We start from the raw sequence: 26,755 nt of genomic DNA on the forward strand, positions 1-26,755 counted from the left end.
TCAGGAACATTCCCGGCTCCTGCAAAACACGATCTCGAAAATCCGACAGCTCGACACGGAAGCTCTCGAACAGATTTTCAAGCTGGTTGCCTCGAGGGAGAAAAACCGACACCTACGGCGGGCCGCTGAGATAGAGGCGCGGCGCAAGCCGCGCCTCTACTTCGGTCTCATTGGTTTGGCGTTGGATGGGGGCCGCGACCGCAGCGGCGAAGGTTGAGCAACACTTGGCAGTCAGCGCACAGACCATTACAGGGAAAGCCGCCGCAGGCGTCCGTAGGGCAGGGCTGCATGCAGCCCTATGAGATGATGATCCTTCGGCCGCGGCGACACCAGCATCTCTGACCACCTGAATTTGATGCCCGCAATTCACATTGCATGGCCGCCGACGATGCCCAGCGAGCCCGCCGCCATCCAGACCGCCATCGCGATCATCATCAGGTTCTCGGTAAGCGAGATGAAACCCAGCGGGACATTGCTGGACCCGCCAACGCATGCACATTTCAACTCCCTCTTATCGATGTAGACGGCCTTGAAGACCGATACTGCGCCGATCGTACCGATGAAGATTGCGACTGGGATAGAGATCCAGTTGAGTGCACCTGCGACCATCAGGATGCCCGCGAGTCCTTCTGCATACGGATAGACGTAGCTGTAGGGAACCCACCGCTTTGCTAGCAGATCATAGTTCAGGAACATGGTCGCGAAGGTCTCGACGTTCTGAAGCTTCAAAATCGCGAGCACGACCATCGAGAAGGCGATGAACCATTCCGCCGCTCTCAGCGTGAAGGGATTTTCGCTGACCGCATAGCTCGCCGCCATCGCCGTCAGAGCGGTCATGACGAAGAGGACCACCACCGGGCGGTATGTCGTCGCCTTGGGATCGGCAACCTTCTTGCCTAGAAACCTGCGGAGGTCGTCGTGTCCGCCGATCCGCCCGCCGTCGATGAACACCTGCGGCGTGGTGGCAACGCCGTGCTTTTTCTTGAAAGCCTCAGTCTCATCGCGTGTCGTGAGATGACGGTCTTCGACTTCGTAGCCGGACTGCTCAAGCAGATACTTCGCCTTCAGGCCGTATGGGCAGGTGTGGCCCGGCATCACCATCCGGTGGATCACAGCCTTTTTATTGTCCTGGACCCTGTCCAACATTTCACATCTCCTTTGTCTTGTGAAACCGTTGGCATGACCATACGTTCCGTACCGTAGTACGGAGTCAACAGCCAATGGACATGACAATCGGAAAACTTGCGGCGGCAGGGAACGTCGGGGTCGAGACGATCCGCTTCTATCAGCGGCGGGGTCTGCTCATGACCCCAAAGAAGCACGTCGGTGTCCGGCACTACGGGGAGGATGACCTTCGCCGTCTCAGGTTCATAAGGCAGGCGCAGACCGCGGGCTTCACGCTCGAAGAGATCAAGGAACTCATGGATCTGGATGCCGGAGACGATCGTGAAACGGCGCGACAGCTTGCGAAGGTCCGGCTCGAGGCCCTCGAAGCCCGCATCGCCGAACTCGATCAGGCGAGGATTGCGCTCAAGCGGTTGGTGGGGGAGTGCGCATCCGGGAAGAAGGGGCCATGCCCCATCCTGTCGTCTTTCGGAATCTGACGGGGGCGCGGTCACTTCGGCCTGACGGCGAGGTAGACATAGGGCGCGCCACCATTATTCGGTACAGCGATGACATCGTAGGACGCACCGGGATCGATGCCCATGCCGAGCGATCCCCTCGGCATCCCTGCGACAGCCAGACCTGCAAGGGCTGGCTTTTCCGAAAGAAGCCGTTGCGCGGCTTCCAGAGGTACGTGGCCTTCGAGAAAGTATCCGTTCACGGTTGCAGTATGGCATCCATAGATCGAGCCAGGGATCTTGAGCTTGGCCTTGACTGCGTCCATGTCGTCCTCGTTCCTGATAACGACGGAAAAGCCAGCGTCTCCGAACGCAGACGCCCACGCCTCGCAGCAGCCACAGTGTGGGTCTTTGTGGACGATCAGTTCCGGTATGCTGGCCGCCGCCGCGCTTGGGAGAAGCGCCGCCGACGCTGCCATGCAGATGAATTCCCTACGCTTCATAATTTATTACCTTCCTGCCGCCGAATTATGCACACTTGCTTCCTGACAAGAGAAAATTGTCATAAAATCGTGCCTTGGCTACACTGCCATCATGGTACCAGATGGTCCCCAAGTGCCGCACCTATTTTCTCGCCTCTGTTTTCGCCACTCACGTTCCGCGCAAGTACAGGAATGTCAATCTTTCCACATTGCCAAACTTTCCGAGAGCCAGAGCATCATTCGCATCAGGTGGGGACGCGCTTTTCATAGACGATTCAGTCGCTTTCGTTTGAAGACTGGATTACGCGATCTTTGGAAGTAACTATCCAGCAGCCAAGTTAAGAGAGTATTTAGCGCGGGCAATCGACAAGCCGTCAATTTTTTTACTCCAAATAGGCTATATCGATAAGCTCCTTCCGCCCTTCGACTTGCACTCTATCTTGTCGAAGCCACGGAGTTGAACACTCCGCGCCAGGAACTTTATCTATGATGACTTTGGAGACGACGAGAGGTGATCGAAGTTTCTTAGCAATTTTATCGAGTCTCTGTGCGACATTAACTGCATCACCGATGACGGTAAACTCATCATGGAAACCGCTTTCAATTACACCGCCCAAAACCGAGCCATAGTGAAGGCCGATTCCAGTTTTAAGCGGCGAAACACCCTCCTTGATGTTTTCCCAACGCCATCCATCTAGGGCCGTGACCAATTCGAGAGCGCAAGAAAGCGCCCGATGCGCATCGTCTCTCTGTGATTTCGGTTGTCCGAATACAGCCATAGCGCCATCTCCCATGAATTTGTCCACCGTGCCGCCGTAAGCGAATACAGTACCGGCCACAATCCGTCGGTATTCTGCAAGTACTCGGGCGAGTTCGGAAGCGGGTGCCGTTTCCGAATACTGGGTGAAGTCTCTAATGTCGACGAACATCACAGCTGCGTTCCGGCGCTCAAGGTCAAGGACGCCGCTCGCGTCCTCAAGATCCGACACCACAGTCGGAGAGAAAAAACGAGACAGGTTCATGCGTCTCTCATCGATCAATAGCGAATGTTTACGTGTCCGATCGTAGTCAAGCATCAGCAAATAGAGAGCCAAGGCGGTAAATCCATAACTCGCCGTCAGTATTAAATCCTGATTGAAAAAATCACTAAGCTGCATAGTCGGGGTAGTGACATGGTGCCTGTATGACATTATCTCCTTCATCGTAACCCAAGACGTTACGACAATTGTCGAGAATACGGCAATAAGCTGATGATCGAGCTTTAAAGCTATATTATTGAGAAGGATGAAGGCGATGGCAAGGCTCGAAGTAGTGAGGTTGTGCTCTGCGGTTACTGGACTGGCGAGCAGATGGTAATAAAGGACAACCGTCACCAAGCCTGCGTCGAGAATCACAAAACTTGCGTTCAAAACTTTCAGTGCTGGAAATCGCACGGCGGCAACTACCGAAGCAACACTGGCACAGAGATACATGAAACTCACAATCATGTTCGACGTAGAGGTCGCCGAATTGTTGCCGAAAACCAAATTCGCAATCAGAATGGAAACGGCCACAAACCTAAGCGAGGCGAATTGGAGGTCTTTGATAGCCTCGCGACCTGTCGATGGTATCCTATGGTTCATTGTAGTGTCTCTACGATTGAGGCTGCTTAAGCCAAACGCGAGGTAATCTAGGCGTCGAACTCCTCCAGCGTCTCAGCTCTAGCCTCAACACTGATAAGTGCAACTCTGTCCTATCAGCGCGGCCTCAGAAGAGACCGCGCGTTTTCGTTGAGATAAGCTAATTTACGCTACTTCACCTGTGTGACCGTCAGCTTGCCGTTGACGCGCTCGGCCACGAACTGGACCTTCGCGCCCTCCTTGAGCTTAGCCAGGACGGCATCGTCCTTGACCTCGAAGACCATGGTCATTGCGGGCATCTCGAGACCTTTGAGCTCTTCATGGATCAGGGTGACCTTCTTCGCCCTCGCGTCGAGCTTCTTCACGGTGCCGTTAGTGAACTCCTGGGCGAAGGCGCCAGCGGCGGCGGAGAGGGCGATGGCGGCGGCAAGGCCGAGCTTGATGATGTTCTTCATGTTCGAATTCCTTTCAGGTTACTTGGCGACGGCAACATCGCCGTGCATGCCAGCGTCGTAGTGGCCGGGCACGAGGCAGGCGATCTTGAAGACGCCGTCGTTGGTGAACTTCCAGACGATCTCGCCGGCTTTGCCCGCCTTCAGCCGGATTGCGTTCGGGTCGTCATGTTCCATCTCCGGGAACTTCTCCATGACGGCCTTGTGCTCCATGACCTTGTCTTCCTGATCGAGGACGAACTCGTGATCCAGTTCGCCTTCGTTCTTGATCGTGAAGCGGACGGTCTGGCCCTTGCGGACTTTGAAATTGTTCGGGGTGAAGACCATCTTGCCGTCCGGAGTTTCCTTCATGCTGACGCGAATGGTCTGCGTGACCTTGGACTTGTCGCCCGGCTCGCCGACGGCCATGGCCTCGCCGTGTCCTCCGGCATGGTTGCCGGACGCGAGGGCAGGGGTTGCAAGTGCGGTGGCCAGCAAAAGGCCGATAAATGCATTCTTCATGTTGGTGTCCTTTAATTGTTCGGGGAACTTGTTCTCAGCCGTGGTTCGAATGCTTCGACGGCGGCTGCGTCTTCGCGTCTTTCGCCTTGGTCGCGTCGGGCAGGCTGCCCGTCCACTCCCAGGCCTGCGTGCCGGGCGGGTTCTCGTACCAGCCCGGATCGGTGTAATCGCCCGCCGAGATGCCCTCGCGGACCTTCACCACGGAGAACATGCCACCCATCTCGATGGGGCCGTGGGGACCCCAGCCAGTCATCATGGGTACGGTGTTCTCCGGGATCTCCATCGACATCTCGCCCATGTCGGCCATGCCTGCAGTGCCCATCGGCATGTATTCCGGGCGGAACTGTCTGATCTTCTTCGCGACCTCCTTCTTGTCGACCCCGATGAATGTCGGGATCTCGTGGCCCATCGCGTTCATCGTGTGATGCGACTTGTGGCAGTGGATCGCCCAGTCGCCGAGATACTTCGCGTCGAACTCATAGGCGCGCATCGCTCCGACCGGGATGTCGATGCTGACTTCCGGCCAGCGGGCTTCCGGACGCACCCAGCCGCCGTCGGTGCAGGTGACCTCGAAGTCGTAGCCGTGCATGTGGATCGGATGGTTCGTCATCGTCAGGTTGCCGACGCGGACGCGGACCCTGTCGTCTTTCGAAACAACCAGCGGATCGATGCCGGGAAAGACGCGGCTGTTCCATGTCCAGAGGTTGAAGTCGGTCATCTCCATCACCCGAGGCACATAGGTGCCGGGATCGATGTCAAACGCGCTCAGGAGGAAGACGAAGTCCCGGTCGACGGGCATGAACGCCGGATCCTTGGGATGAACCACGAAGAAGCCCATCATGCCCATCGCCATCTGCACCATCTCGTCGGAGTGCGGGTGATACATGAACGTCCCCGATTTCACGAGGTCGAACTCGTAGACGAACGTCTTGCCAACCGGGATGTGCGGCTGCGACAGGCCGCCCACGCCGTCCATGCCCGACGGCAGGATCATGCCGTGCCAGTGGACGGTGGTGTGCTCGGGAAGCTTGTTGGTCACGAATATCCGGACACGGTCGCCTTCGACGGCCTCGATGGTCGGACCCGGTGACTGGCCGTTGTAGCCCCAGAGGTAGGCTGTCATGCCTTCCGCCATCTCCCGCTCGACGGGTTCGGCGACGAGATGGAACTCCTTGACCCCGTTGTTCATACGGAATGGCAGGGTCCAGCCGTTGAGTGTGACGACCGGATTGTAGTCCGGGCCGACCGATGGCTTCACAGGCTTCTGCGTCGCCGCCGAATCCATGAGAGCCGCTTCCGGCAAGCCCATGTTCGTGGTCTGGCTCCATGCCTGTGAGGAGACGAGGGCGGCGGAGGCAGCGCCCGCTCCGAGCAATTGTCTTCTGCTGAACATTCTCTTTTCCTTTCTCAGTGACCGCCCGCGGGCGCTTCTTCGGCCGACGCGACTTCGGATTCAGCCGCAGCGGACCCTGTGCTGCCGCCGTAGATGACGGGCGCAAGGTTCGCCTCTGCTAGCCAGAAGTCGCGCTTCGCGTTCACGGCGAGGATGGTGGACGTGATCTTGTCACGCGTGTCGGAGATGAGCTCGAACGTGCTGGTGATCATGCCGTTGTAGTTGAGCATCGACTGCTGCTCGATCGCGCTGCGCAGCGGCAGGACGTTGTTCCGGTAATGCCGGGCGATATCATAGTTGGATCTGTAGGCAACGTAGGCGGAGCGCGCCTCCGACCGCACGTTCACGGCAAGCTGGGCCAACTGGTTCGCCGTCCGCATGTAGGCGAGTTCGCCCCTGCGCAGGCGCGCCTGTCCGGAATCGAAGATCGGGATGGTGAACTCGAGGCCTGCGGTCTTCGAAATGTCGGAAACGATCTTCCCGTCCTCCCGCTCGCGCTCCTTCTCCCAGTTGCCGACAAGCTCGATGTCGGTGACGATGCGCGTCGCATTCGTAAGGTCGTAGGACCTTGCCGTCGCCTGCAGTTCGAGACGGGACACCTGCAGATCCATCCGCTTGTGGACCGCCTCGGCTTCGATGTCGTCCCGCTTGATCAATGCCTTAGGCAGGTTCGGCAGGCGGTTCGGTATCTGGAAGTCGATGTCCGATCCCGACAGGCCCATCAACCGGACGAGTTCCTCCTTTGCGATCTTGGCCGCCAGCCGCGCCTTTGCGGTGTCACCTGTCAGCTCCGCATAGAAGACATGCTCGCGTGCCTGCTCCCCCTTGGGCATGGAGCCAGCCTCGCCGATCTTCTTCGCGAGTTCGGAGGAAGCGTCGGCGGCGATCTTCGCCTGATTGAGGTATGCGACGTTCTCCCATGCCGCGACGGCATTGATCCACGCACGCCGCGTCTCCGCAGCGAGCGAGATCGTCGCGATCGCCGCCTTGAGCTGAGCCTGCCGGAAGCGGTTGTCGGCGAGCTTGATGTTCCGGTCGTAGGTTGCGAGCGCCAGGATGTTTGCGGCGATCGCGCCTTCAAGAACCCGGTATGCCTCGAGGCCCGGCGTTCCGATGCCGGAAAGTCCGACCGAAAACGTCGGAAACACCGACAACTGCGTCTGCCACGCATCGGCGGAGCTGTCGCCGAGATCTGCATACGAAGCCTGAAGACCCTTGTTATTAAGAAGCGCCACCTGGACTGCCGTCTCGACATCGATGGTCTTCTTCGCCATCAGCGCCTTGACGCGGTCACGGGTTGCCTGAGCCTGCGCCTGGTTCTGGATCCAGACCGTCTGCTTTCCCGTGGCCTCGCCGCTTTTCAGGGAGGCATTGGCAAATCCCGCATCGACCGCAGAATAGTTCGTCGTCACGCATCCGGCGGCTACAAGAGGAAGCACGAGGGCGGATATGACCTTGAGTTTGCGAAGCGTCATCGCGTTCAGCCCTTCTTCTTGGGGGCCTGGGCGTCGTTGAGATCCCGCCACGGCTTGGGGTCGACGGGCATCCGGTGGGTATAGCCACCGATCGGGCTCTGGTAGCGGACAGGCTGGGCATAGGACACGGTGTCGGGATTGTCGGCCGAGGCTACGACTTGAGGCAGGGTGGATGCGCATCCGCTTGCGGCAAGCGGAATGGCAACCACCAGGAACATACGTTTCATGGTGAGTATCCAAGAATGAGATCGGTTTTGCGCCGCCACGCAGACAAGCGTCGAGGCACAGCAAGACCCGCGCAGCGGGTGCTAGTTCTCAGATGTTAGGTGGACGATGCAGGCTCGGCGCTTCGCCGACCGTGTCCGTGTCGTCGGCGAATTCACGGATGGAGATCACGCGTGGATGGCTCAGGGATGAGCCAGTGCACGTGATGGCGGCGACACCGCAGTAGTCCTTGCAGCAGGAGTTCTTTGTCTTCTCCGAGCTGGCGTGTTCGTGCTGGTCTCCATGATCATCCGCCTTGGCCATGGCAGTGTGATCGCCGCCGTGGTGTGAAGAATGATCGGTCTCCATCTGGGAGGTCCCGGCCGAGTTGTCGGGATGCATCGCAGCGTTGACGGCGGTAAAGCTATAGCCAGCCAGTGACAGTATCATCACCAGTCTGAACAACAGTGCCATCGCTTTCGACGTGATTCGATACATCCCGCTCATGCCTTCCAAGATCACCAAAGCCCATGGCCTTGTCAATCGACGCAGTCTTCGATTATCAATTCGCGTTATTTGTGTGGCATCGCCACAACGGCGCGATAAGTCTTGCCTCCTGATACGCCGGGCACACCAGAACATCTGAAGGCTCTCAGCCGGGAACGCGCAGCAAGTCTCTTGAGGGAGGTTCCTCTCTCCTTGCGCTGTGCAGCACCCTTTCGTGCTCCGCCCACGCCGTGGTGAGAAGGATGCTGCCCAGCGCTCTTGCAAGATACCTGACTTTTATCCGCTTCATGTTCGGACGCTCCGGTTCCGTTGGACTTGGTTAGCGACGACCGCGTGCTCTGAGGACCTCGGCAGCCGGGTTGGAGATGGTGACGGTTCCATATTTGGCGTTGGTGCGCCGAACGCGTCCGTCGGCAAGCACCTCGAACGTGACCGACCGATCGGAAGAAGCGACGGCACTTTCGCCCGGCCGCCCGTGGCCCTGTACGATCCGGTCGACCGGACCGGCACTTTCGCTCAGGGTACCGGTTGCGAACGCCGATGTCGCCGTCGATGCCAGGACAATGAATGTCGCGATGAACTTTGTATTCATGGTGATCTCCTCGTATGAAGCTGCGGACTGCAGCATGGAGACACTAGACACTCGTTCTGACAGGGCCTTCTCGCGAACTTTACATTTTTGTAAGGCGCGGTCCGGCTGGCGTGATCAGATCCGCCGCAACAAAGCCCGATTGTTCGGCTCTTCGGGAGTGCGATGAAGCCTGACGAGTCGCGGATAGGTCCCCGAGATGAAGATACTCCTCCTAGAAGACGACCAGAAAACCGGAGACTATGTCTCCAAGGGGCTGACCTCGTCCGGACACGTGGTGGACTGGGTTTGCGACGGTCGCGACGGTCTCTCGGCGGCCCTGGGATCAGCCTACGACGTGATGGTGGTCGATCGCATGGTGCCGGGACTGGACGGGCTTCTTGTCGTCAAGACGATGCGTGCCGCCGCCGTTCGCACCCCCGTTCTTTTCCTCACGTCCATGAGCGGGGTCAACGACCGTGTTGAAGGCCTCGAGGCGGGCGGTGATGACTACCTCGTGAAACCCTTCGCCTTCTCAGAACTCGCCGCCAGGATAAACGCGCTTGTGAGACGGCCTCCGATTGCGGCAGAGAAGACGACGCTGCGCGTGAGCGATCTGGAAATCGACCTCGTGAAGCGGACCACCCAACGTGGAGGCGCGCCAGTCGAACTTCTGCCCCGGGAGTTCCTGCTCCTGGAGCATTTCATGAGGAACGAGGGCAGGGTGCTCACCAAGACGATGCTGCTGGAACGGATATGGAACTTCAATTTCGACCCCCAGAGCTCGGTGGTCGAAACGCACATCAGCAGGCTGCGCGCGAAGATCGACAAGCCCTTCGAATTCCCGCTGCTCCACACCGTGCGCAACATTGGCTACTCGCTCCATGCTCGGCGGTAGCTTCTTCAAGAGCACGGCCGTCCGGCTCGCCATCATCTACAGCTCGCTGTTCGTATTTGCCTACCTGGGGGCGAACGTCGTCGCATATCAGATGGTGCTCGGCTATCTCGACGATCGCCTCGAAGCGGCAGTGATGGAGCGTTACCGGGAGATCGAGACCGCGTTCCTGACCAGAGGCGTCTCCGGTGCTGTCGACATGGTCAATAGCCACGGCCCCGCCATCAGGGGGCAGGAGACAATCTATACGCTACAGGATCCGACGGGCAGGGTGCTGGCAGGCAACGCCGCGCTCGCAGCCGTTCCCGCCGGATTTTCGGTCCTGATGCCCGACAACCATCGTGAAGGAGCGACAGGGTACAAGCTCTTGAGGGGCAAGCTCGGGGACAACGATCTCGTGGTGGGGACAAGCGAAGGAGACACCGAGCAACTTGCGCGGATCGTACTCCTGAGCTTCGGCTGGACCACAGCCATCGTCTTCGCCGTGGGTCTGCTTGGTGCGGCAGTTCTCAGATACCGGGCGCGCAACCGAATCTTCGCCCTGTCCCAGGCGGCACATGCGATCGGTCATGGCGAGCTGTCGAGAAGGCTTGCGGTGTCGCCGCGCATGGACGAGATCGACGTACTTTCTAGCGAGGTAAACGTCGCACTGGGTAGGCTGGAGGCGAGCGTCACTGCCCTCAAGCAGGTGACGACGGATATCGCCCACGATCTCAAGACTCCGATCGGACGCGCTTTTCTCGCTCTCGACGACGCACTGAACCGCGACCATCCTGACGAAGTGAAGGGCGCCGTCGCGGTGGCGCTTCAGGAATTATCGTCCCTCGCCAAGACTTTCGACGCATTGCTCCGGATCGCGCAGATCGAATCCAGAAGCAGGAGGGCGCAGTTCGTTGACATCGACCTGACCGACATTGTCCGCGACATTCACGAGATATACGATGTCATCGCGTCCGAAGAAGGACACCTTCTCCGGTTGGTGGTCCCCGAGGAGGAACTTCGCCTTCTAGGCGATCCCGACCTGATCCGGCAGATGTTGACCAACCTGCTCGCGAACTCCATGCGACACACCCCTGCCGGATCCGCAATCGCCCTAGAGCTGGCGCACCGTGGGAAGGGAATGGCGCTCACAATCAGCGACAATGGTCCGGGAATTCCGCAGGCCGAGCGCTCCAGGGTGCTAGAGCGCTTCTATCGTCTCGACAAGAGCAGGACGACCGAAGGTTCTGGTCTCGGCCTGAGCATGGTGAAGGCGATCTGCGAGCTGCACGATGCCAGTATAGAACTGTCCGACAACGCCCCCGGCCTCAAGGTCACGGTCATCTTCCCAGGCGACCGATCGTGAAACGGGGGGAGCTCACTGCCTGGCGAGAGAGATCGCCGAAACGTCCGATGTCGAACGTCCCTGTCGCGGACACCGGGCTGAAGCCGTTCGGGCCCGTATATCCGGTCGTGTAGCTGGAACTGAACGAACTCTTCAAATCGCGTTCGGATTCCGCCGGAGCCGCGAGCGCCGCCACATGCTCCTCGCGAGGCAAGGGGACGGATGCGGAAGAAGCCTGAACCGCATCTGCGACCTTTGCCGCCGACGCGGTGCGTATCTTTTCGGCTTGCGGCCTCGCGCAAAAAGCGCATCTTCCACGTGTTTCAGACGAAAAAAATCAAGTTCGCATTATCCACTCTGTGGAACTTTATTCTCCGCCTGATGTTCACGCATTAATCTCGGGGGTAGCGGATGATCCTGAAACTCAGCCTGCGATCTGTTCTGAGCGCCTTCGCGATAGCGATGGTGGCTATCAACCTGTTTGCCATGATTCCGCCAGCCGCCGCTTCGGCACATGATTGCAATGCTTCGCGGTCCGACACCCACACCGCTCACCATCATGATTCGACAACGCAGTCAGCCTGCTGTGACAGCATGCACTGCTGTCCCATGCTTCCCGGCCTCCCGTCGCCGGAAACGCCGTCGGCAGCCTGCTTCCGTCCGCATGCCCACCTCAAGTCCGAGCAGCCTCTGCTGCTTGTGACCGTGATCGACCCGCCTCCACGATCTTCCGCGTCGTGAACCCGGAACCAAATCTCACGAAACAGGAGTTCAAGATGAACAACACGATCAAGACTGCTTTCGCCTCTTCGCTTCTCGCAGCGTATGTCCTTGCCGCCCCGATGGCGTCCGCCCAGATGGCCCCATCCGCGATGGCGTTTCCAGAGAAGTGCAAGTCCGACATGTCTTCCGGTGGTGACATGGCCATGCAGGGGCATGAGATGTCCGGCACGGGAGAGCATCAGAAGGCTTCCATGGATGGCATGAAGACCATGAACATGAACATGATGCAGGGCATGATGAAGAAGGACCCGGACGTGGCATTCGCGTGCGGGATGATCGCGCACCACATGGGCGCTATCAGCATGGCCCAGGTCGAGCTGAAGTATGGCGACAACGCCGAGACCAAGGCGAAGGCCCAGAAGATCATTGACGACCAGACGAAGGAGATCAAGGAACTGACGGCGTGGGTCGAGAAGGAGGTCAAGTGATGCAGCACATGTCGTCCGAAATGAAGACCTGCATCGACAACTGCCTCGCGTGCTACAGCGAATGCCTCTCGATGGCGATGGGGCACTGCCTCGAGATGGGAGGAGAGCACACCGAGCCGGGGCGCTTCAAGCTGATGATGGCCTGCGCTGAAATGTGCCGGACATCCGCGCACCTCATGCTGATCGGTACCGAGCATCACAGGCACACCTGCCGCGAGTGCGCGGAAATCTGCCGTCAGTGCGCGGACACCTGCGAACGCGTCGGTGGCATGCAGAACTGCGTCGCTGCATGCAGGAAGTGCGCCGAGAGCTGTGAGAAGATGGCGGCCTGAGCGGGTATCGGGAGGGTGTCCTCATCCTCCCGACCACTTTGATGACCTGTTGCCATGACGATCGGATGGCGCAGTGGGCTCGGGCGGCTTCACAACTGCCTCATTGTCGTGCAAGAATGCATCCATGAAGCCACTGATGGTCATTCAACGCATTCTGTGCGCGTTCGCCATGCTCTCGGTCCTGATGGGTCCAGTGAGCGTGACGGCGGTCGCAGCGGCCATGGGATCATCGTCCCCGATGGCGGACATGGCGATGGAGTTGGCGGGCCAGGTTGCAGACGAAGAGGCAATGGCAGACATGCCGTGCTGTCCGGATGAGAATAAGCCTGCCATACCCGACTGCATGAAGTCCTGCCCTCTTGCGCTCGTTTGCTCGACGATGATCGTCGGGAACCTGTCCTCGGGCGCCAGCCTGCCGTCCATTTCCGGTATGCCGATTTAGGTCGCAATTTTATGATGTAAACACCTGTATTTTAACGTTTTTTCGGGGCGATAGGCGGATGTTGACAATCACTGAGAACTACGATGACGCGGTCCAAAAAGTCTTATCACTGACTGAGAAATTCAACCTTCCGGCGCTCAAGTCAAAAGCAATCTTGAGTAGTGCTAATCAACTTTCTGAAATTATCGATCAGTTGCCGGTCTCGACGAAACAGTCCCTTATTGATTATCGAAACAGCAACTCAAAGGCGTACCTGTCCGAAGCGCTTTTGTTCGCTGAAACCTCCGGAACGACAGGCGCGCCGCTTCAAATACCTCGCACACGTCTAGACCTTGCAAATGGCGTCAGAAATTACACGGAAGCCTATAAGACTGTCGTGCGACCTGGCGAGGATCGAGTTGCATTTATTCATCCGTCGATCTTGAGCCCTTTGAGGGACCTTACGGTGAGGTCTCTTCAAGACCTGGGTGTTGGCATCATGACTCTGTTTCCGATTCCCGGTCTTTGTAGCTTCCAGCGGATACATCATGTTCTTAGCCAAAATGAAGTGACAACGCTGCTCACCTCCCCGTCGATTGTCTATCAGCTCCTGTTCAATTTCTCTAAGCTTGGCTTGCAGTTCCCGCTGTCGATAAACAAGGTCCTCGTAACGGGTGAATATTTTTCAAGAAGTATCGCGGATAACATTAGAAGATTGATAGGCCGCGAGTGCCACATCGCCCCCATCATCTACGGCGCAAACGAAATTGGCATGATGATGTATGGGGATGACCGTTTTACGTACCGGGGCGTCACTCGCGATTTCGTTTTCGAGTGCCTGCCGCTCGAGAACCCTGATCTTTACACCTCGTTCGTGCCTGACGGCGTGCAAATAGGCGAACTGCTTGTCACGGGACTCACCCCCACGATCATGCCTGTAATTCGCTATGCTACACGTGACGTATTCAATTTTGTCCCTGACCAAGATGGAGGCTGTAGGTTCGAACATCTCGGCCGGAAGGATGATTATCCGGTCAATTTGCGCCAGAGAAACTCCGTGGATGACGTTCTCTACTCACTGTCTGAACCGATTTTCCACCACCAGCTTATTTTGAATAAACGCAGCTCCATCGCAACGATCCAGATCCTCTCTCGTGGCACGATCAGCGCCAAGGAACAGACGGAGGTGGTGGACCGGCTGAGGGAAATTCTCGGAGATTCAATCAAGGTGACCCTCGAAACACAGAACTACGACGGTGACTTTGTTGATAGTGAGTGCGTTGCCAAGATCAACCGATTCATTCTGGCGGCTTAGGCGACACCCCATTTGCAGGTGCCATATGAATACAATCCGGAGATCTCAATGAGTAAACGTCAGGATCAGATCAAGCTTGGGGCTTTTTTATATCTCACGGGGCATCACCTGGCTGCATGGCGGCATCCAGATACCTGGGCGGGTGACAAGCTTGAACACTACACAGATTTTGCCAAGATCGCAGAAGCGGCCAAGTTTGACGCTCTTTTCATCGCTGATATCGCAGCTGTTCGCCTCGACAAGCCGGAAGCTGCCGCGCATTCCGCTCACAGTGGAATAGCGCATTTTGAACCGCTGACGCTGCTTTCAGTTCTCGCAGCTGTAACAAACCATATCGGCCTAGTAGGGACGGCTTCCACCACTTTTAGTGATCCCTACAATGTGGCACGTCAGTTTGCCTCCCTGGACCACATCAGTGGTGGTCGCGCTGGATGGAATGCTGTCACCTCATCGGATCCAAATGCCGCACCAAATTTCGGCCATGCCGAACATGTCAAACATGCTGATCGCTATAGAAGAGCAGAGGAATTTTCCGATGTAGTTCTTGGGTTATGGGGCAGCTTCGATGATGATGCCTTTGTGCGGGATCGGAAAAGCGGACGCTATTTTGACCCCTCTAAATTCAACACTCTTAACCATAAGGGCGAGTTTTTCAGCGTTCGCGGGCCGCTAAATGTGCCGCGCTCGCCTCAAGGTCACCCGGTTGTGGTGCAGGCCGGATCTTCCGACGCGGGCCGGGACCTAGCAGCACGCACCGCTGAAGTCGTATTTACGGTCCAACCAAACTTGGAATCTGCAAAAAAATTCTACAGCGATGTTAAAACTCGTGCCGCTGATTTCGGTCGAGATCCTACCCAGATCAAAATCTTGCCGGGCCTTTTCCCTGTGGTGGGACGGAGTCAAGCTGAGGCTGAAGCCAAATTAGAGGAATTGCAGGACCTTATTCAGCCCGTGGTGGGACTTGGACTACTCGAAGGTTTGGCCGGTCGCACTGTTAATCTCGCGGATTATCCAATCGACGGGCCACTACCGGACCTCCCGCCTACAAATAATCAACTGAGCCGACAAGCCGTGGTACTGGACCTCGCCCGGCGAGAAAATCTTACGATCCGCCAACTTTACAAACGCCTAGCAGCGTCTCGTGGCCATATGACCGTCGTCGGTACGGCGAAACAGGTCGCGGACGAGATGGAGGCTTGGTTCGAAGGTCTTGGCGCTGACGGATTTAACGTCATGCCGCCGACAATACCAGGCGGCCTTCACGATTTCGCTGACTTAGTTATCCCCGAACTTCAGCGGAGAGGCTTGTTTCGAAGCAGCTACGAAGGAAAGACCCTGCGAGAAAATCTTGGTATCACTAACACCTTATCCGGACGCGCTAGGTCGCAATATAGTGCAGGATCAATAGAACAAGCGAAGTCCAGATAGATGAAGAGCGCAATGCCATGTTCGTCGCGGTCACGAAGGCTCGGCGCTGGCTCTATATTACCTATTTCCATAGGCGCAAGATGCCCTGGGGAGATGTAAGATCGCAAAGACGATCTCGATTTCTCGACGAGATAGAGCAGTAATCCAGTAAAAGTTCTGCATTTTGACAATGGCTCCTGAGCCCTCGTTAAAAGGGGTCAGAAAAAGATGGGGAGGCGGCAACAACCCATCTTTTTCTGACCCAAATACCGCCGATAATCGAGGTAGACTGGTGACGACGACCGGAGCCTTGTCCGGCACCCGGCCATAGAGGTCGACCACATCCTGATTGATCATCCGCACACAACCCGACGACACTGATTTTCCGATACTCCATTCGGGGGAACCATGAATCCGGTAGAGCGTGTCCTCGCCGTTCTGGAATATGTAGAGCGCCCGCGCACCGAGCGGATTGTTCAGGCCAGGGGCCATGCCACCGTTTGCGATGCTGTACGCTACCAGTTCGGGCTGCCGGGCGACCATCTCGTCAGGTGGCGTCCAGCGCGACCACTGGCGCTTGTACTGGATGACACCTTTTCCTGACCATTCGAATCCCTGCCGACCGATACCGACACCGTAACGCATTGCCTGTCCGCCCTCGTATGTGAGGTACAGGAAATAGTTCGCCGTATCGACGACCAGTGTACCGGGCCGCTCACCCGTGGGATCGCTCACCATCTGGCGGTGGAAGCGCTCGCTGATCTTCTGGTAGGGGATGGCGGGAAGCGGGAACTGCTCTTCTGGCATCGGCCCGTATATCGTGGCGAGAGCGGGACTTTCGACCGGAATAGCTGCGGGGCGCTCCTTTTCGGCTGTCGTCGCGGAGCAGCCTGTCAGAGCGACCGTTGCGACCCCTGCCCCGCCCATCATGAATCCGCGTCGTGTCAAATTCTTGGCCGCACTTGATATCCTTTTGAGTGTTGAAATTACGCCCGATGAAAATCCGGGCTGATCACGCTGAGCCCGCCACGAGTCTGCGGATCTTCTGCAACCGAACTTCTCGGGGCTCATGCATGTCGAGTGTCCCTTTGAAGCTGCCGTCTGCGTCCATGAGATAGACGCCCGCGATATGGTCCATGGTGTAGTTCCCGCCATCGGTCGGCACTTTGCGGGAGTAGGCGGCGAATGCCTTCACTGCGGTGGCCGTCTGTTCGGGGGTACCCCTGAGCGCCATGATCCGCGGATCGAAGGAAGTCATGTAGCCATTCAGCATCGTCTCGGTGTCACGCTCTGGATCCACGCTGATGAAGATGACATTGAACTTGTCCGCAGTAGAGCCGAGCTCTGCCATGAGGTCGGTCAGCTCGAAGAGCGTCGTGGGGCAGATGTCCGGGCAGTGCGTGAAACCGAAGAATGCCAGATACGGTTTGCCATCCAGAACACCGTTATCGACTGTCTGGCCCTTGTGCGAAACGAGGCGAAATGGCTTGCCGATGGCAGGGGAAGATGAGTTCGACGCATCCGCCACATTACTCGGACGCACATTCAGATCAGGGCCTAGGATCAACAGCCCTGTTGCGACCACCGCGACTAGGCACCAGATCGCGATCCGGAAAATCCTCACACCTTTCATCAAACCTCCCACCACTGTCCCATGTCATCGGGAATCATTCGTCGGAAAGCCGTAATCCCTCTAGTAGCCTGAGGTTCAATAGCATTCTGACACCCTTTGTCGGTTCTGCGCTGAAGTGACGCACCAAGCCAGGTTTCGATTTTTGCCGGGACACCTATTTCTTCCGCAACTGGTCTTGACCCTCAAGCTACTAGAGGTCTCACAATGGGAGCGAATCCAGTGAGGGCAGCAAATGCGTCAGGCGACAGTGCAATCGGAAGACAGGGCGTGGCTACCGACCTTCGGGGCATGGATGGTCGCTCTGACTTCGACTTTGGGCGCGCTGTTCATTGGGGAAGTCATGGGGCAGGCTCCTTGCGACCTCTGCTGGCACCAGCGTGCCTTCATGTTCCCATTGGCTGTCCTGCTGGCTGTGGCCGCGTTCCGGTCGGATGGCCGGGCGTGGTTCTATGCAGCACCGCTGGCCGCCATCGGATGGCTCATCGCTGCGTTCCACAATCTCCTCTATTTCAAGGTCATCCCCACGGCCATCAAGCCATGTGGTCAAGGACCCTCCTGCTCGGGCGACGGGATGATCCTGTTTGGGGCGCTTCCTATACCTCTTCTCTCGCTTGCAGCATTCACCGCAATCATCATCCTACTTCTTATCGTGCGCCGGAGAATATCAGCATGAACAGACGCACCCTCGTCCTCGCATCGGCATCGGCCGCTATCGTCGTATTCGCCGGAGGCGCTGCTCTTTATAGCAGCAACACCACCGAGCCGACACCTGCACCTGCACCAGTCCCCGTGTCGGGGAACGACACCCTGGTCAGAATGCACTCGCCTGTCGTGGGGCCGGTGTCCGCTCCCGTGACCATCGTCGAGTTCTTCGATCCGTCCTGCGAGGCCTGCCGGGCCTTCTATCCGATCGTCAAGCAGATGATGGCGCAGACTGGATCCGATGTCCGCCTCGTCCTACGCTACACCGCGTTCCATCAGGGATCCGACGACGCCGTGCGGATACTCGAAGCCGCCCGCAAGCAGAACCGCTTCCAGCCTGTTCTCGAGGCCATACTGGAGCAGCAGCCTATCTGGGCTGATCACGGAAAGCCGGATCTGGCGAAGGCGTGGCAGATCGCTGCATCGGCGGGGCTGGATATCGAACAGGGACGCAAGGATGCGGCATCGCCGTCGGTCGATAAAGTTCTCGCCCAGGACATGGCCGATGTTAAAGCCAACAACGTCAAGCAGACACCGACATTCTTCGTCAACGGGAAGCCTCTCACAGAATTCAGCCCCCAGGGTCTCCTGACTCTCGTCAAGGCCGAAATCGAAGCGAGTAAGACCGGGTCCTAACACCCGTATTCCAACCCGTCAGACAGGATCCTGATCGCATGAGCGGACACAACCACCATCACGGAGCGGACGCGTCCGACAAGCGCATCTGGTGGGCGATCCTGGTCAACGTGCTTCTCACGTTTGCGCAGATCGCCGGAGGCATCGTCTCCGGCAGTCTGTCTTTGATAGCCGATGCCATCCACAATTTCAGCGACGCCGCTTCCCTCGTGATTGCCTACGGCGCGCGAAGGATTGCACGCCGTCCTTCCGACGATACGATGACATTCGGCTACGTCCGGGCAGAGATCGTCGCAGCGCTGATCAACTACACGACGCTGATCGTCATCGGCATCTACCTCGTCTACGAGGCGGTGATGCGGTTCATTACACCGGAACCGATCGAGGGATGGACTGTCGTCATCATCGCAAGCATCGCACTCGTGATTGACGTCGTCACGGCCATGCTTACCTACGCCCTTTCGAAGACCAGCATGAACATCCGCGCAGCGTTCCTGCACAATGTCTCGGACGCGCTCGGATCGGTGGGTGTCATCATCGCTGGCACGCTTGTTCTCATCTATGGGTGGACATGGATCGACCCTGCAATCACCCTCATGATCGCAGGCTACATTCTATGGCAGGCCTTCACCGAAATCGGCACATCGATACGCGTCCTGATGTTGGCCACACCGGAGGGGGTCGATGTGAAGAAGGTCGTCGCGGACATGCGCTCCGTCGACGGGGTGAAGGACGTGCACCACGTCCACATCTGGCCTGTCGACGAAGGACACAACTCTCTCGAAGCCCATCTCGTAATCAACGATCTGTCTCTCGCAGAAATCGGCGGGGTCAAGCGCGCCGTGCGCAAGATGCTGTTGGACAAGCACGGGATCGGTCACTGCACCCTGGAGATAGAGACCGTCGAGGATCATCGTGAAGCGGCGGTGACTGTCATCGGACACGTGGTCGACGAAACCTAGCCCTTTTACGTCCTGCCAGCACGCAATCGGCAAAGATGATCGACGACGAATGCTGCATCGTCTGCAACGCCAGCGATAAGGCCGGACGCACGGTTTCGCTGCCACGGTCGTCCGACGTAGTAGAGGCCTGCGACGGGGGAAATACCTTCGCGATGAATCGCTTCATGTCGGCTACCGACCGCCCCTTCGATATCGATCCAACGAAAATCCTCGTCGTATCCTGTCGCCCATATGATCGAACCGATGTACTCGCTCGTCCCGTCTTCGAATCTAGCCCGCCTACCTTCGAGTGCGACCAACCTGGACTTGAGGCTAACGCCGCTCCGGACGAGAGAAGCATCATCGTTGCTGCGCGTGGGAAATGGATCTGCCTTTCGCATGCGTCTTCCGATCAGCCCGTGCGCGGATGCCCGCAGAAGACCGAGCCGCTCAAACCACCACCATATACTGCGTCCGAGAATATTCTCTGGTAGCAGCTTGCGCTTTCTTCCGCGTGCCAACAGTGCCCGATGCGAAGCCGCCAGTCCGATCGCCGCATCCCTCCCGCTTGCGCCGTCTCCAACGACCAGAACAGGCCCATTCGTGATCGAGCCCGCATTTCGAAAATTCGCGACGTGCATCTGTTGAATGTCGGATGGCATCGAATAGGATATTTCGGGTGTTCGGGGCGTGGAAAACGCACCTGTGGCGACGATCACCGCCTGACTGATCAAGCGGCCGCCGCCTTCCAGATGAGCGAGGAATAACCCGTCCACCTTTTCGAGCCTGACGACCTTCGTCGACCTGATAATCGGGTAGCTGTTGCTCGCGGCATACCGCTCAAGATAATCCGAAAATTCATCCTTGGTGGCGTAGCCGTCGGGATCACCGATCAGCGGGATACCAGGGAGACTGCTGATGCGTCGCGGCGTAAAAAGCGTGAGGGTGTCGTATCGGTTCCTCCAGCTATCGCCGATCACTTGTCCAGCATCGACCATCAGGAAGCTCAGCCCTGCCATCCTCAGAGCATTGGCGGCGGCAAGCCCGGCTTGCCCCGCGCCGATGATCAAAATATCGGCTCGCAGCCCCTTGCTGCTATCCATGGACATCGCAACGCCCGGTCATGGTCGGGCGGAGGTTGCGGTGCCTGCGCCCTCCGGCCTCGCCTCCCGACCTATGTGGAGGAAGCTGTAGGAGAAAACCGCAACGACGAACGTCGCCAGGATCGCAAGCATGATCCAGTTGTTGCGTTTCACCCTGAGCGTCCGATCATCGGGCTTGGCCATGTTCAATCTCCACCCTTCTCCACCACGGCCTCGGAGCGCTTCCGCATTTCCTTGAAGGGATCGGCAAGCGCTGCGTCTGGCCTGCTGACCGGGTACTTTATCGCCGAGATACGGGCCGCAAGCTTTTCAGCACCGTCCTTCTTGAGAAGCGCGCGGAAGCTTGGATGCATGCCGCCGTCGACATACGCGGATACCGCGGATCCTCGCTCCGCCATTGCGGCATCAACCTTCCTCTTCTCAGCAGCCATTTGCGCTACGAGCTGAGGGTCCAGCGGACTCGAGACAGCGGGGCATGCGGCCAGAGGGTCACGAGGCTCTCCCTCGGCGAACTCGGTGTTGAACATGTAGCGGCGGCCGCACACGGAAACCTTGGGCTGCTGCTTCGTCAGCTCGAAGGCATCATAGCCCTCCTTGAGCGTCCGCCAGAACGGCAGGTTCTCGTCGTCCCTGTGCAGCGCCATGTTTTCAGCAGTCATGCGATACGGATAGGCCTGGACCTGGAAGCGATCCTGTCCGGACGAGAGGGCCTTGGAGACGACTGCGTAGATTTCGCCGACGCCCTGATCGGTCAAGGCGTAGCAACCGGACGAAGAGCATGCTCCATGGACCATGAGTGCCTCCCCGGTATAGCCGAGTGCGGACTCGAGCCGATTAGGATAGCCGAGATTGAAGGACACATAGTACTGTGACTTGGGGTTCAGCATACCTCTGGACACGTGGTAGAAGCCTTCCGGTGCCTGACGGTCGCCGTTGGCCGTCTTAGGCCCCAGCTTTCCAGACCATCTGCACATGGGATAGGTCTTGAGCAGAGCATAGCGACCGGTCCCGTTGATCTTCCAGACCTCGAGTTCGCTTTCTTGCTTGAATATCCTGACGAGCACGGGGCTTTCGGGCTTCATACCCTTCTTCGACATCTCCGTCAGGAGCTTCCCGGAAATCTGAGGCGCCGCCTGAGAGAGGTCGTCGAGAGCCATGTCGGAGACGACGCAACCCGACAGGGCCGCGCCGACAACGGCTATCACAGCCACTCGGCGGAGAACGGAACGGATGAGACATGTTCCAGGTGCCCGGATCGTCTTGGATATCGAAGTCATGCGGCGTTTCTAATGCTCTGGCTCATGGGACTGCGTCCGACAGATCTGTAAAGAACGACATCTACGTGAAATCTGCCCAGATGATCGAGTGAAAATTCTCGATCACCATCCATCTTGACGATTCGGCGTGATTATAGGACCTCTAGCTGCTTGAGGTTCAATAGGGGTGGCTCTCGAAAATTCATCGTTTTGACGGCCACGACCTGCACGACAACTTGATTTTCCATCCAGTGCGCCGGGTTCTATTTTTGCCCGATGAGATACCGGATCATGAAATTCGCCAGCGCCGCATCCTGGATTGCGGTCTTCTCGGTGGCAGGCTACACGGTTGTGAAGCTCACGCTTGCAGTTGTCTGCTGGGTGACGGGCCACGACCTCTTGGAAGCGATCGTTGGTTCGGTCGCGTCGATCGCACTTGGTGCGGCGATCGGGGTCGAATCGTTCCTCTGGCTGAGAGACTGGCTGCGGGGAAGGTCGGTTCTCAATCGACATCATGATTGTAGCCACCTACCGACGGTAACGGTGGACCATGCTGTGCAGGACACGAAGGTCTAACTTGAATTACCGTGGGGAAACCTCATTTTGCAATATCGCGGCCCTGTTCGTGCCGCACGGAGGATCGATGCTCACTATTGGAGACCTGTCAAAGACGACTGGTGTAAAAGTGCCAACTATCAGATATTACGAGCAGATGGGGCTTCTGTCCCCGCCGGAGCGCTCGGAAGGCAATCAACGCCGCTATTCCAGAACCGAGCAGGAACGCCTCTCGTTCATTCGGCACGCGCGCGATCTCGGTCTGACCATAGAAGCGATCCGTGAACTGATCGATCTCAGCCAGCATCCGGAGAAACCATGCGAAGAGGCTGACAGGATCGCGGCAAAACAGCTCATCGCCGTCCGACAGAAGATCGAACGGCTGAGGAAGCTAGAGGCAGAACTCGAGCGAATCTCGACACACTGCCACTCCAACCAGGTGCGCGACTGCTACGTGATCCGGGCGCTGGCCAATCATGACATGTGCACCACGGATCACGATTGAGAACCGTAACGATGATGGATAGGGGCTACTTGCTCACGGTGAGGTCATCGCGCAGCAGCCACTACGCGACGAAGTCGTAGAGCAGCTTGATGTTCAGCAAGGCGATCGCGACGGCGATAAGCCAGGCGAACGACGAGAGCCAAAGCGGTGCCTTGAGTTCTCCCATCTTGGCGCGATCGGAAGTGAACATCACAAGCGGAAACACTGCAAAGGAAAGCTGGAGACTGAGAACAACCTGGGTGAGGATCAGTAGCTGTGCGGTACCGCTGTCTCCGAATGCGATGGTGACACCCGCGGCGGGAATGATCGCTATTCCCCGTGTGATCAGGCGGCGAAGCCACGGCGCAAGCTGTATCTTGAGGAAACCCTCCATCACGATCTGGCCAGCGAGGGTGGCGGTCACGGTCGAATTGATGCCGCAGCACAGAAGCGCGATGCCGAACAGCGTCGGCGCGATGGCAAGGCCCAGCAGCGGAGCCAGCAGATTATGGGCTTCGCCCAGTTCCGCAACGGACGTCTGTCCGGTCTTGTGGAAAGTCGCCGCGGCAAGGATGAGGATGGAGGCGTTGACGAGCAGAGCGAACATCAATGCGACGGTGGAGTCGATCGTCGCGAATTTCAGAGCTTCGCGCTTCTCGGGCAGCGTGTGGCCGTAGTTGCGGGTCTGCACGATCCCGGAATGGAGATAGAGGTTGTGCGGCATGACCGTCGCGCCGAGGATGCCAAGCGCAAGATAAAGCATGTCGGGGTTGGTGACGATCTCGGTGGTGGGCGCAAAGCCGAGAATGACCTGGCCCCAGTCCGGATCGGCAAGCACGATCTGGATCGTGAAGCAGACAGCGATCACGCCGAGCAGCGTTATGACGAGCGCCTCGACCCAACGGAAGCCGAGCTTCTGTAGGTACAGGATCAGGAAAACGTCTAGTGCGGTAATGATGACCCCGAGTTCCAGCGGGATGCCGAAGATGAGGTTGAGGCCGATCGCGGTGCCGATCACCTCGGCGATGTCTGTCGCGATGATGGCGATCTCGGCCAGCAGCCATAGAACCATGGCCACCGGCTTGGGGAAAGCGTCCCGGCACGCCTGCGCCAGATCCCGCCCGGAGGCAATGGCAAGCCGCGCGCAAAGCGACTGCAGAACGATCGCCATGATGTTCGAGACGAGCGCCACAGTGAGCAGCGCGTATCCGAACCTCGATCCGCCAGCCAGCGAGGTCGCCCAGTTGCCGGGGTCCATGTATCCGACTGCAACAAGATAGCCGGGGCCGAAAAAAGCCATCGCCCTGCGGAAGGTGCCTGATCCCGCAGCAACTCCGATGGAACGGTGAACGTCAGACAGAGATGCCTCACCCACGGTTCGCCGCCAGCCTTTGATCGGTTTGTCCATAGCCCCGCCTCGCCTTCGTAGCCTTTGCTATATTGCAATTGCAAATCATTCGCATTAATCGAAGGCGTTGGCAAGGTGGGATCCTACGGTGCCTTGAGCCTTTGTATTTTGCTTTAATTCGCCGAAACTGACCCTTTCCCCTAGTCGAAAAGAAGGCCAGGATTTGGGAGTTCCTCAGACAACATATTGTTGCGATCATCAGTCTCTCGCGCGTCGCGACAGGCTGCTTATCTACATCCAGGATGAGTGAGGATAACGAAGCGTTAATCAGTCGTATGCAATTTTAAGTGTATATTAATGCAAACTTCATTGCGGTTGGTTCGTGACAATTCCTCGGTTGGCTTTGGTCCCGCCAGGTGCAAACGTCACATCGGCTGACGTTCTGGGCTTCTCACGGTCAGAAGTGCTTTCGGAGATTACGGTTAGATATGATCGGCTTTATCGTCCGGCTTAATCGCCGCGCCCACTTCAGTTTGGGATCCAAGACAAAGACCAACACCTTTGTCGGCACATCGGAACGCCGCAAGCGTGATAGTCGTCAGCGCCTGACCTTCCTGATTGCGGGGTTTGCAGTCATGTACGTCGTTATCGGCGCACGGCTCGTCCAATATGGCATGACCGATCCTGTGGTGACGGCATCCATTCACCCTAGCGCCAATGCAGTGGCAACACGTCCCGACATTCTCGATCGTAACGGCGAGCTCCTCGCGACTGACATCAATACGGTATCTCTCTACGCGGAACCGCGGCGGATCGTCGACGCTGATGAGGTTGTGGAGAAACTTGCAACCGTTTTGCCGAACCTCGATTGGAGCGACACGCACAGGAAGCTCCGATCCGGCTCCGGCTTTCAGTGGTTGCGTCGCCAGCTCACGCCACGGCAGCAATCTGATATTCTTGCGCTTGGCATTCCCGGCATAGGTTTCCGTCCAGAGAAGCGGCGTTTCTATCCGGGCGCAGCCACCGCCTCCCATATTGTCGGACATGTCAATGTCGACAACCTCGGCCTTGCGGGTATGGAGCGGTACATCGATCAGCAGGGGTATGCCGACCTTCGAGCGACGGGTCTGACGAACGATACGCGACTCGAGCCCGTGAGGCTTTCGATCGACGTCCGCGTCCAGCATATCGTTCGCGAAATCGCGGCTCGGGCGATGACGAACTATCAAGCAGAAGCGGCAGGTGCCGTCATCCTCGACGTGGAAACTGGAGAGGTCATCGCTATGGCCTCGGTCCCCGACTACGATCCGAACCAGCCTTCGCGCACCCTCCCCGATGGCTCGGTCGACAAGGAATACGAGAAAGGCTGGTTCAATCGGATCAGCAACGCTACATTCGAGATGGGCTCAACATTTAAAAGCTTCACGCTCGCCATGGGACTGGACGCGGAGAAGATCACCTTGAATTCCGTCGTTGATGCGTCCCGCCCCATCCGTATGGGCGGATTCACGATCAAGGACTTCAAGGGAAAGAACCGACCGCTATCGATCCCGGAGGTGTTTCAGTATTCATCAAACATCGGAACGGCGGCTGTTGCCGACAGGGTCGGGATAGAGGGGCATCAGGAGTTCCTGACGAGACTGGGGCTGCTTTCCAAGATGGAAACGGAGATGCCTGGCGTAGCGACACCTACCCAGCCGCGGACGTGGAAGAAGATCAACTCCGTCACGATCTCGTTCGGCCACGGCGTAGCCACCACCCCGCTCCAGACCGCCGTTGCTGCCGCAGCTCTGATCAACGGCGGCAACCTCATGAACCCCACCTTCCTTCCACGTTCGAAAGACGACGCAGCGCTGGTTTCCCGCGCCGTCATCAAAGAGAAGACGAGTGCGGACATGCGGTTCCTCTACAACTGGAACGGCCTCAAGGGTTCTGGCCGAGGCGCCCAGGTCGAAGGTTTCCATGTGGGTGGCAAGACCGGGACTGCTGACAAGGTCATAAATGGCAGATATGCCAACGACATCAACTTCAACGCATTTGTCGCGGGCTTTCCGATGGACAAGCCGCGATACGTCGTGCTGACAATCATCGATGCGCCGAAAACAGGTGTGAACGGAGGAAGGACTGCGGCTTCCACCGCAGCGCCGATGACCAAAGAGATTATCGAGAGAACAGCGGCCTTGCTTGATGTGAAGCCCCGGTTCGGAGGTGAAACCAGCCCTCAGATGCTGGTCAACTACTGATTGATAATGGGACCATCGTCCATGAATGGTTCGGTGACAAGCGGGAGCTATATCATCACCGCCATCGGACAAACGCTAGTTTGCTCAGACGCGCCGTGAAGTGAAAAATCAGGCTATGGCTCCGGACTTGAGTGTGCCGCTGCCACCTGTCCGCGGATCGGTTACACGATGAACGCCATCTTGAAA

Annotated in this window: 31 protein-coding genes; 15 read left to right on the forward strand and 16 right to left on the reverse strand. The window is 57.8% G+C overall.

Annotated elements, in window-relative coordinates:
• Window positions 1-366: 366 nt before the first annotated feature.
• A complete protein-coding gene (locus tag G6L28_RS16095; protein ID WP_174064843.1) occupies window positions 367-1,146 on the reverse strand; it encodes a glutaredoxin family protein in 780 nt (259 codons plus the stop codon).
• 74 nt (window positions 1,147-1,220) lie between these two features.
• On the opposite strand from G6L28_RS16095, the gene G6L28_RS16100 reads away from it, so the two are divergent.
• Window positions 1,221-1,604 (forward strand): MerR family transcriptional regulator, encoded by a 384-nt coding sequence (locus tag G6L28_RS16100; protein WP_174064844.1) that lies wholly within the window; start codon window positions 1,221-1,223, stop codon window positions 1,602-1,604.
• Window positions 1,605-1,615: 11 nt separating this feature from the next.
• Here G6L28_RS16100 and G6L28_RS16105 read toward each other — a convergent pair whose 3' ends face one another.
• The 9 genes from G6L28_RS16105 to G6L28_RS16145 form a co-directional block, all read right to left on the reverse strand.
• Entirely contained in the window at window positions 1,616-2,065 is a 450-nt protein-coding gene (locus G6L28_RS16105; protein WP_174064845.1) for a DUF411 domain-containing protein, read from the reverse strand.
• Between the two features lie 362 nt (window positions 2,066-2,427).
• Window positions 2,428-3,666, reverse strand: a complete 1,239-nt coding sequence (locus G6L28_RS16110; RefSeq protein ID WP_174064846.1) for an adenylate/guanylate cyclase domain-containing protein — start codon at window positions 3,664-3,666, stop codon at window positions 2,428-2,430.
• A gap of 167 nt (window positions 3,667-3,833) precedes the next feature.
• Window positions 3,834-4,118: a copper-binding protein gene (locus tag G6L28_RS16115; protein WP_174064847.1), complete on the reverse strand. Its 285-nt coding sequence runs from the start codon at window positions 4,116-4,118 to the stop codon at window positions 3,834-3,836.
• Window positions 4,119-4,136: 18 nt separating this feature from the next.
• Window positions 4,137-4,616, reverse strand: a complete 480-nt coding sequence (locus G6L28_RS16120; RefSeq protein WP_174064848.1) for a cupredoxin domain-containing protein — start codon at window positions 4,614-4,616, stop codon at window positions 4,137-4,139.
• Window positions 4,617-4,650: 34 nt separating this feature from the next.
• Window positions 4,651-6,009, reverse strand: a complete 1,359-nt coding sequence (locus tag G6L28_RS16125) for a multicopper oxidase family protein (RefSeq protein ID WP_174060293.1) — start codon at window positions 6,007-6,009, stop codon at window positions 4,651-4,653.
• A gap of 14 nt (window positions 6,010-6,023) precedes the next feature.
• Window positions 6,024-7,484: a TolC family protein gene (locus G6L28_RS16130; RefSeq protein WP_174064849.1), complete on the reverse strand. Its 1,461-nt coding sequence runs from the start codon at window positions 7,482-7,484 to the stop codon at window positions 6,024-6,026.
• Window positions 7,485-7,489: 5 nt separating this feature from the next.
• Window positions 7,490-7,711, reverse strand: a complete 222-nt coding sequence (locus G6L28_RS16135; protein ID WP_174064850.1) for a hypothetical protein — start codon at window positions 7,709-7,711, stop codon at window positions 7,490-7,492.
• An 88-nt stretch (window positions 7,712-7,799) separates the two neighbouring features.
• Window positions 7,800-8,186: a hypothetical protein gene (locus G6L28_RS16140; RefSeq protein WP_174064851.1), complete on the reverse strand. Its 387-nt coding sequence runs from the start codon at window positions 8,184-8,186 to the stop codon at window positions 7,800-7,802.
• Between the two features lie 328 nt (window positions 8,187-8,514).
• The gene (locus G6L28_RS16145; protein WP_174064852.1) at window positions 8,515-8,787 is read right to left on the reverse strand and encodes a hypothetical protein; all 273 of its coding nucleotides are present in this window, start codon (window positions 8,785-8,787) and stop codon (window positions 8,515-8,517) included.
• Window positions 8,788-8,983: 196 nt separating this feature from the next.
• Between G6L28_RS16145 and G6L28_RS16150 the strand changes: the two genes are divergently transcribed.
• The 8 genes from G6L28_RS16150 to G6L28_RS16185 all read left to right on the forward strand — a co-directional run bounded on the left by G6L28_RS16150 (window position 8,984) and on the right by G6L28_RS16185 (window position 15,689).
• Window positions 8,984-9,661, forward strand: coding sequence for a winged helix-turn-helix domain-containing protein (locus G6L28_RS16150; RefSeq protein ID WP_174060297.1), 678 nt, complete (start codon window positions 8,984-8,986; stop codon window positions 9,659-9,661).
• The gene (locus tag G6L28_RS16155; protein ID WP_174064853.1) at window positions 9,648-11,003 is read left to right on the forward strand and encodes a sensor histidine kinase; all 1,356 of its coding nucleotides are present in this window, start codon (window positions 9,648-9,650) and stop codon (window positions 11,001-11,003) included. Before G6L28_RS16150 ends, G6L28_RS16155 begins: the two co-directional genes overlap by 14 nt.
• A 390-nt stretch (window positions 11,004-11,393) precedes the next feature.
• Window positions 11,394-11,723, forward strand: coding sequence for a hypothetical protein (locus G6L28_RS16160; RefSeq protein WP_174064854.1), 330 nt, complete (start codon window positions 11,394-11,396; stop codon window positions 11,721-11,723).
• 35 nt (window positions 11,724-11,758) lie between these two features.
• Window positions 11,759-12,193: a DUF305 domain-containing protein gene (locus G6L28_RS16165; protein ID WP_174064855.1), complete on the forward strand. Its 435-nt coding sequence runs from the start codon at window positions 11,759-11,761 to the stop codon at window positions 12,191-12,193.
• On the forward strand, window positions 12,193-12,525 hold the full coding sequence (locus G6L28_RS16170; protein ID WP_174064856.1) for a four-helix bundle copper-binding protein: 333 nt from the start codon (window positions 12,193-12,195) through the stop codon (window positions 12,523-12,525). Before G6L28_RS16165 ends, G6L28_RS16170 begins: the two co-directional genes overlap by 1 nt.
• A gap of 124 nt (window positions 12,526-12,649) precedes the next feature.
• Entirely contained in the window at window positions 12,650-12,967 is a 318-nt protein-coding gene (locus G6L28_RS16175) for a hypothetical protein (protein WP_174064857.1), read from the forward strand.
• Between the two features lie 58 nt (window positions 12,968-13,025).
• Window positions 13,026-14,261, forward strand: a complete 1,236-nt coding sequence (locus G6L28_RS16180; protein WP_174064858.1) for a hypothetical protein — start codon at window positions 13,026-13,028, stop codon at window positions 14,259-14,261.
• Between the two features lie 48 nt (window positions 14,262-14,309).
• Window positions 14,310-15,689: an LLM class flavin-dependent oxidoreductase gene (locus G6L28_RS16185; RefSeq protein WP_174064859.1), complete on the forward strand. Its 1,380-nt coding sequence runs from the start codon at window positions 14,310-14,312 to the stop codon at window positions 15,687-15,689.
• A 57-nt stretch (window positions 15,690-15,746) separates the two neighbouring features.
• Here the strand turns inward: G6L28_RS16185 and G6L28_RS16190 are convergent, their stop codons facing one another.
• Together G6L28_RS16190 and G6L28_RS16195 are read right to left on the reverse strand one after the other, a co-directional pair.
• Complete coding sequence (locus G6L28_RS16190; RefSeq protein ID WP_174064905.1) at window positions 15,747-16,598, reverse strand: L,D-transpeptidase; 852 nt, start codon at window positions 16,596-16,598, stop codon at window positions 15,747-15,749.
• A gap of 82 nt (window positions 16,599-16,680) precedes the next feature.
• Entirely contained in the window at window positions 16,681-17,301 is a 621-nt protein-coding gene (locus G6L28_RS16195; RefSeq protein ID WP_174064860.1) for an SCO family protein, read from the reverse strand.
• Window positions 17,302-17,533: 232 nt separating this feature from the next.
• Here G6L28_RS16195 and G6L28_RS16200 point away from each other — a divergent pair, with 232 nt between their 5' ends.
• The 3 genes from G6L28_RS16200 to G6L28_RS16210 are packed head-to-tail and all read left to right on the forward strand — an operon-like array spanning window position 17,534 to window position 19,601.
• On the forward strand, window positions 17,534-17,974 hold the full coding sequence (locus tag G6L28_RS16200) for a disulfide bond formation protein B (protein ID WP_174064861.1): 441 nt from the start codon (window positions 17,534-17,536) through the stop codon (window positions 17,972-17,974).
• Entirely contained in the window at window positions 17,971-18,639 is a 669-nt protein-coding gene (locus G6L28_RS16205) for a DsbA family protein (protein WP_174064862.1), read from the forward strand. Before G6L28_RS16200 ends, G6L28_RS16205 begins: the two co-directional genes overlap by 4 nt.
• 38 nt (window positions 18,640-18,677) lie before the next feature.
• On the forward strand, window positions 18,678-19,601 hold the full coding sequence (locus G6L28_RS16210; RefSeq protein ID WP_174064863.1) for a cation diffusion facilitator family transporter: 924 nt from the start codon (window positions 18,678-18,680) through the stop codon (window positions 19,599-19,601).
• 5 nt (window positions 19,602-19,606) lie between these two features.
• Here the strand turns inward: G6L28_RS16210 and G6L28_RS16215 are convergent, their stop codons facing one another.
• From G6L28_RS16215 to G6L28_RS16225, 3 genes are read right to left on the reverse strand one after another with little or no spacing between them, the layout of a single operon-like run.
• The gene (locus tag G6L28_RS16215; RefSeq protein WP_210265777.1) at window positions 19,607-20,689 is read right to left on the reverse strand and encodes a flavin-containing monooxygenase; all 1,083 of its coding nucleotides are present in this window, start codon (window positions 20,687-20,689) and stop codon (window positions 19,607-19,609) included.
• Window positions 20,690-20,701: 12 nt separating this feature from the next.
• The gene (locus tag G6L28_RS16220; protein WP_174064865.1) at window positions 20,702-20,866 is read right to left on the reverse strand and encodes a hypothetical protein; all 165 of its coding nucleotides are present in this window, start codon (window positions 20,864-20,866) and stop codon (window positions 20,702-20,704) included.
• A gap of 2 nt (window positions 20,867-20,868) precedes the next feature.
• Window positions 20,869-21,960 (reverse strand): L,D-transpeptidase family protein, encoded by a 1,092-nt coding sequence (locus G6L28_RS16225; RefSeq protein WP_202033680.1) that lies wholly within the window; start codon window positions 21,958-21,960, stop codon window positions 20,869-20,871.
• Between the two features lie 270 nt (window positions 21,961-22,230).
• Here G6L28_RS16225 and G6L28_RS16230 point away from each other — a divergent pair, with 270 nt between their 5' ends.
• Together G6L28_RS16230 and G6L28_RS16235 are read left to right on the forward strand one after the other, a co-directional pair.
• Complete coding sequence (locus tag G6L28_RS16230) at window positions 22,231-22,515, forward strand: hypothetical protein (RefSeq protein WP_174064866.1); 285 nt, start codon at window positions 22,231-22,233, stop codon at window positions 22,513-22,515.
• A gap of 67 nt (window positions 22,516-22,582) precedes the next feature.
• Window positions 22,583-22,999, forward strand: a complete 417-nt coding sequence (locus G6L28_RS16235) for a MerR family transcriptional regulator (protein ID WP_113493521.1) — start codon at window positions 22,583-22,585, stop codon at window positions 22,997-22,999.
• A 61-nt stretch (window positions 23,000-23,060) separates the two neighbouring features.
• Here the strand turns inward: G6L28_RS16235 and G6L28_RS16240 are convergent, their stop codons facing one another.
• Entirely contained in the window at window positions 23,061-24,386 is a 1,326-nt protein-coding gene (locus tag G6L28_RS16240; RefSeq protein WP_174064867.1) for an Nramp family divalent metal transporter, read from the reverse strand.
• A 428-nt stretch (window positions 24,387-24,814) separates the two neighbouring features.
• Here G6L28_RS16240 and G6L28_RS16245 point away from each other — a divergent pair, with 428 nt between their 5' ends.
• Window positions 24,815-26,569, forward strand: a complete 1,755-nt coding sequence (locus G6L28_RS16245) for a peptidoglycan D,D-transpeptidase FtsI family protein (protein ID WP_174064868.1) — start codon at window positions 24,815-24,817, stop codon at window positions 26,567-26,569.
• The last annotated feature ends 186 nt before the right edge of the window (window positions 26,570-26,755 follow it).

It is taken from the genome of Agrobacterium larrymoorei (assembly GCF_013322225.1).
Lineage (GTDB): Bacteria > Pseudomonadota > Alphaproteobacteria > Rhizobiales > Rhizobiaceae > Agrobacterium > Agrobacterium larrymoorei_A.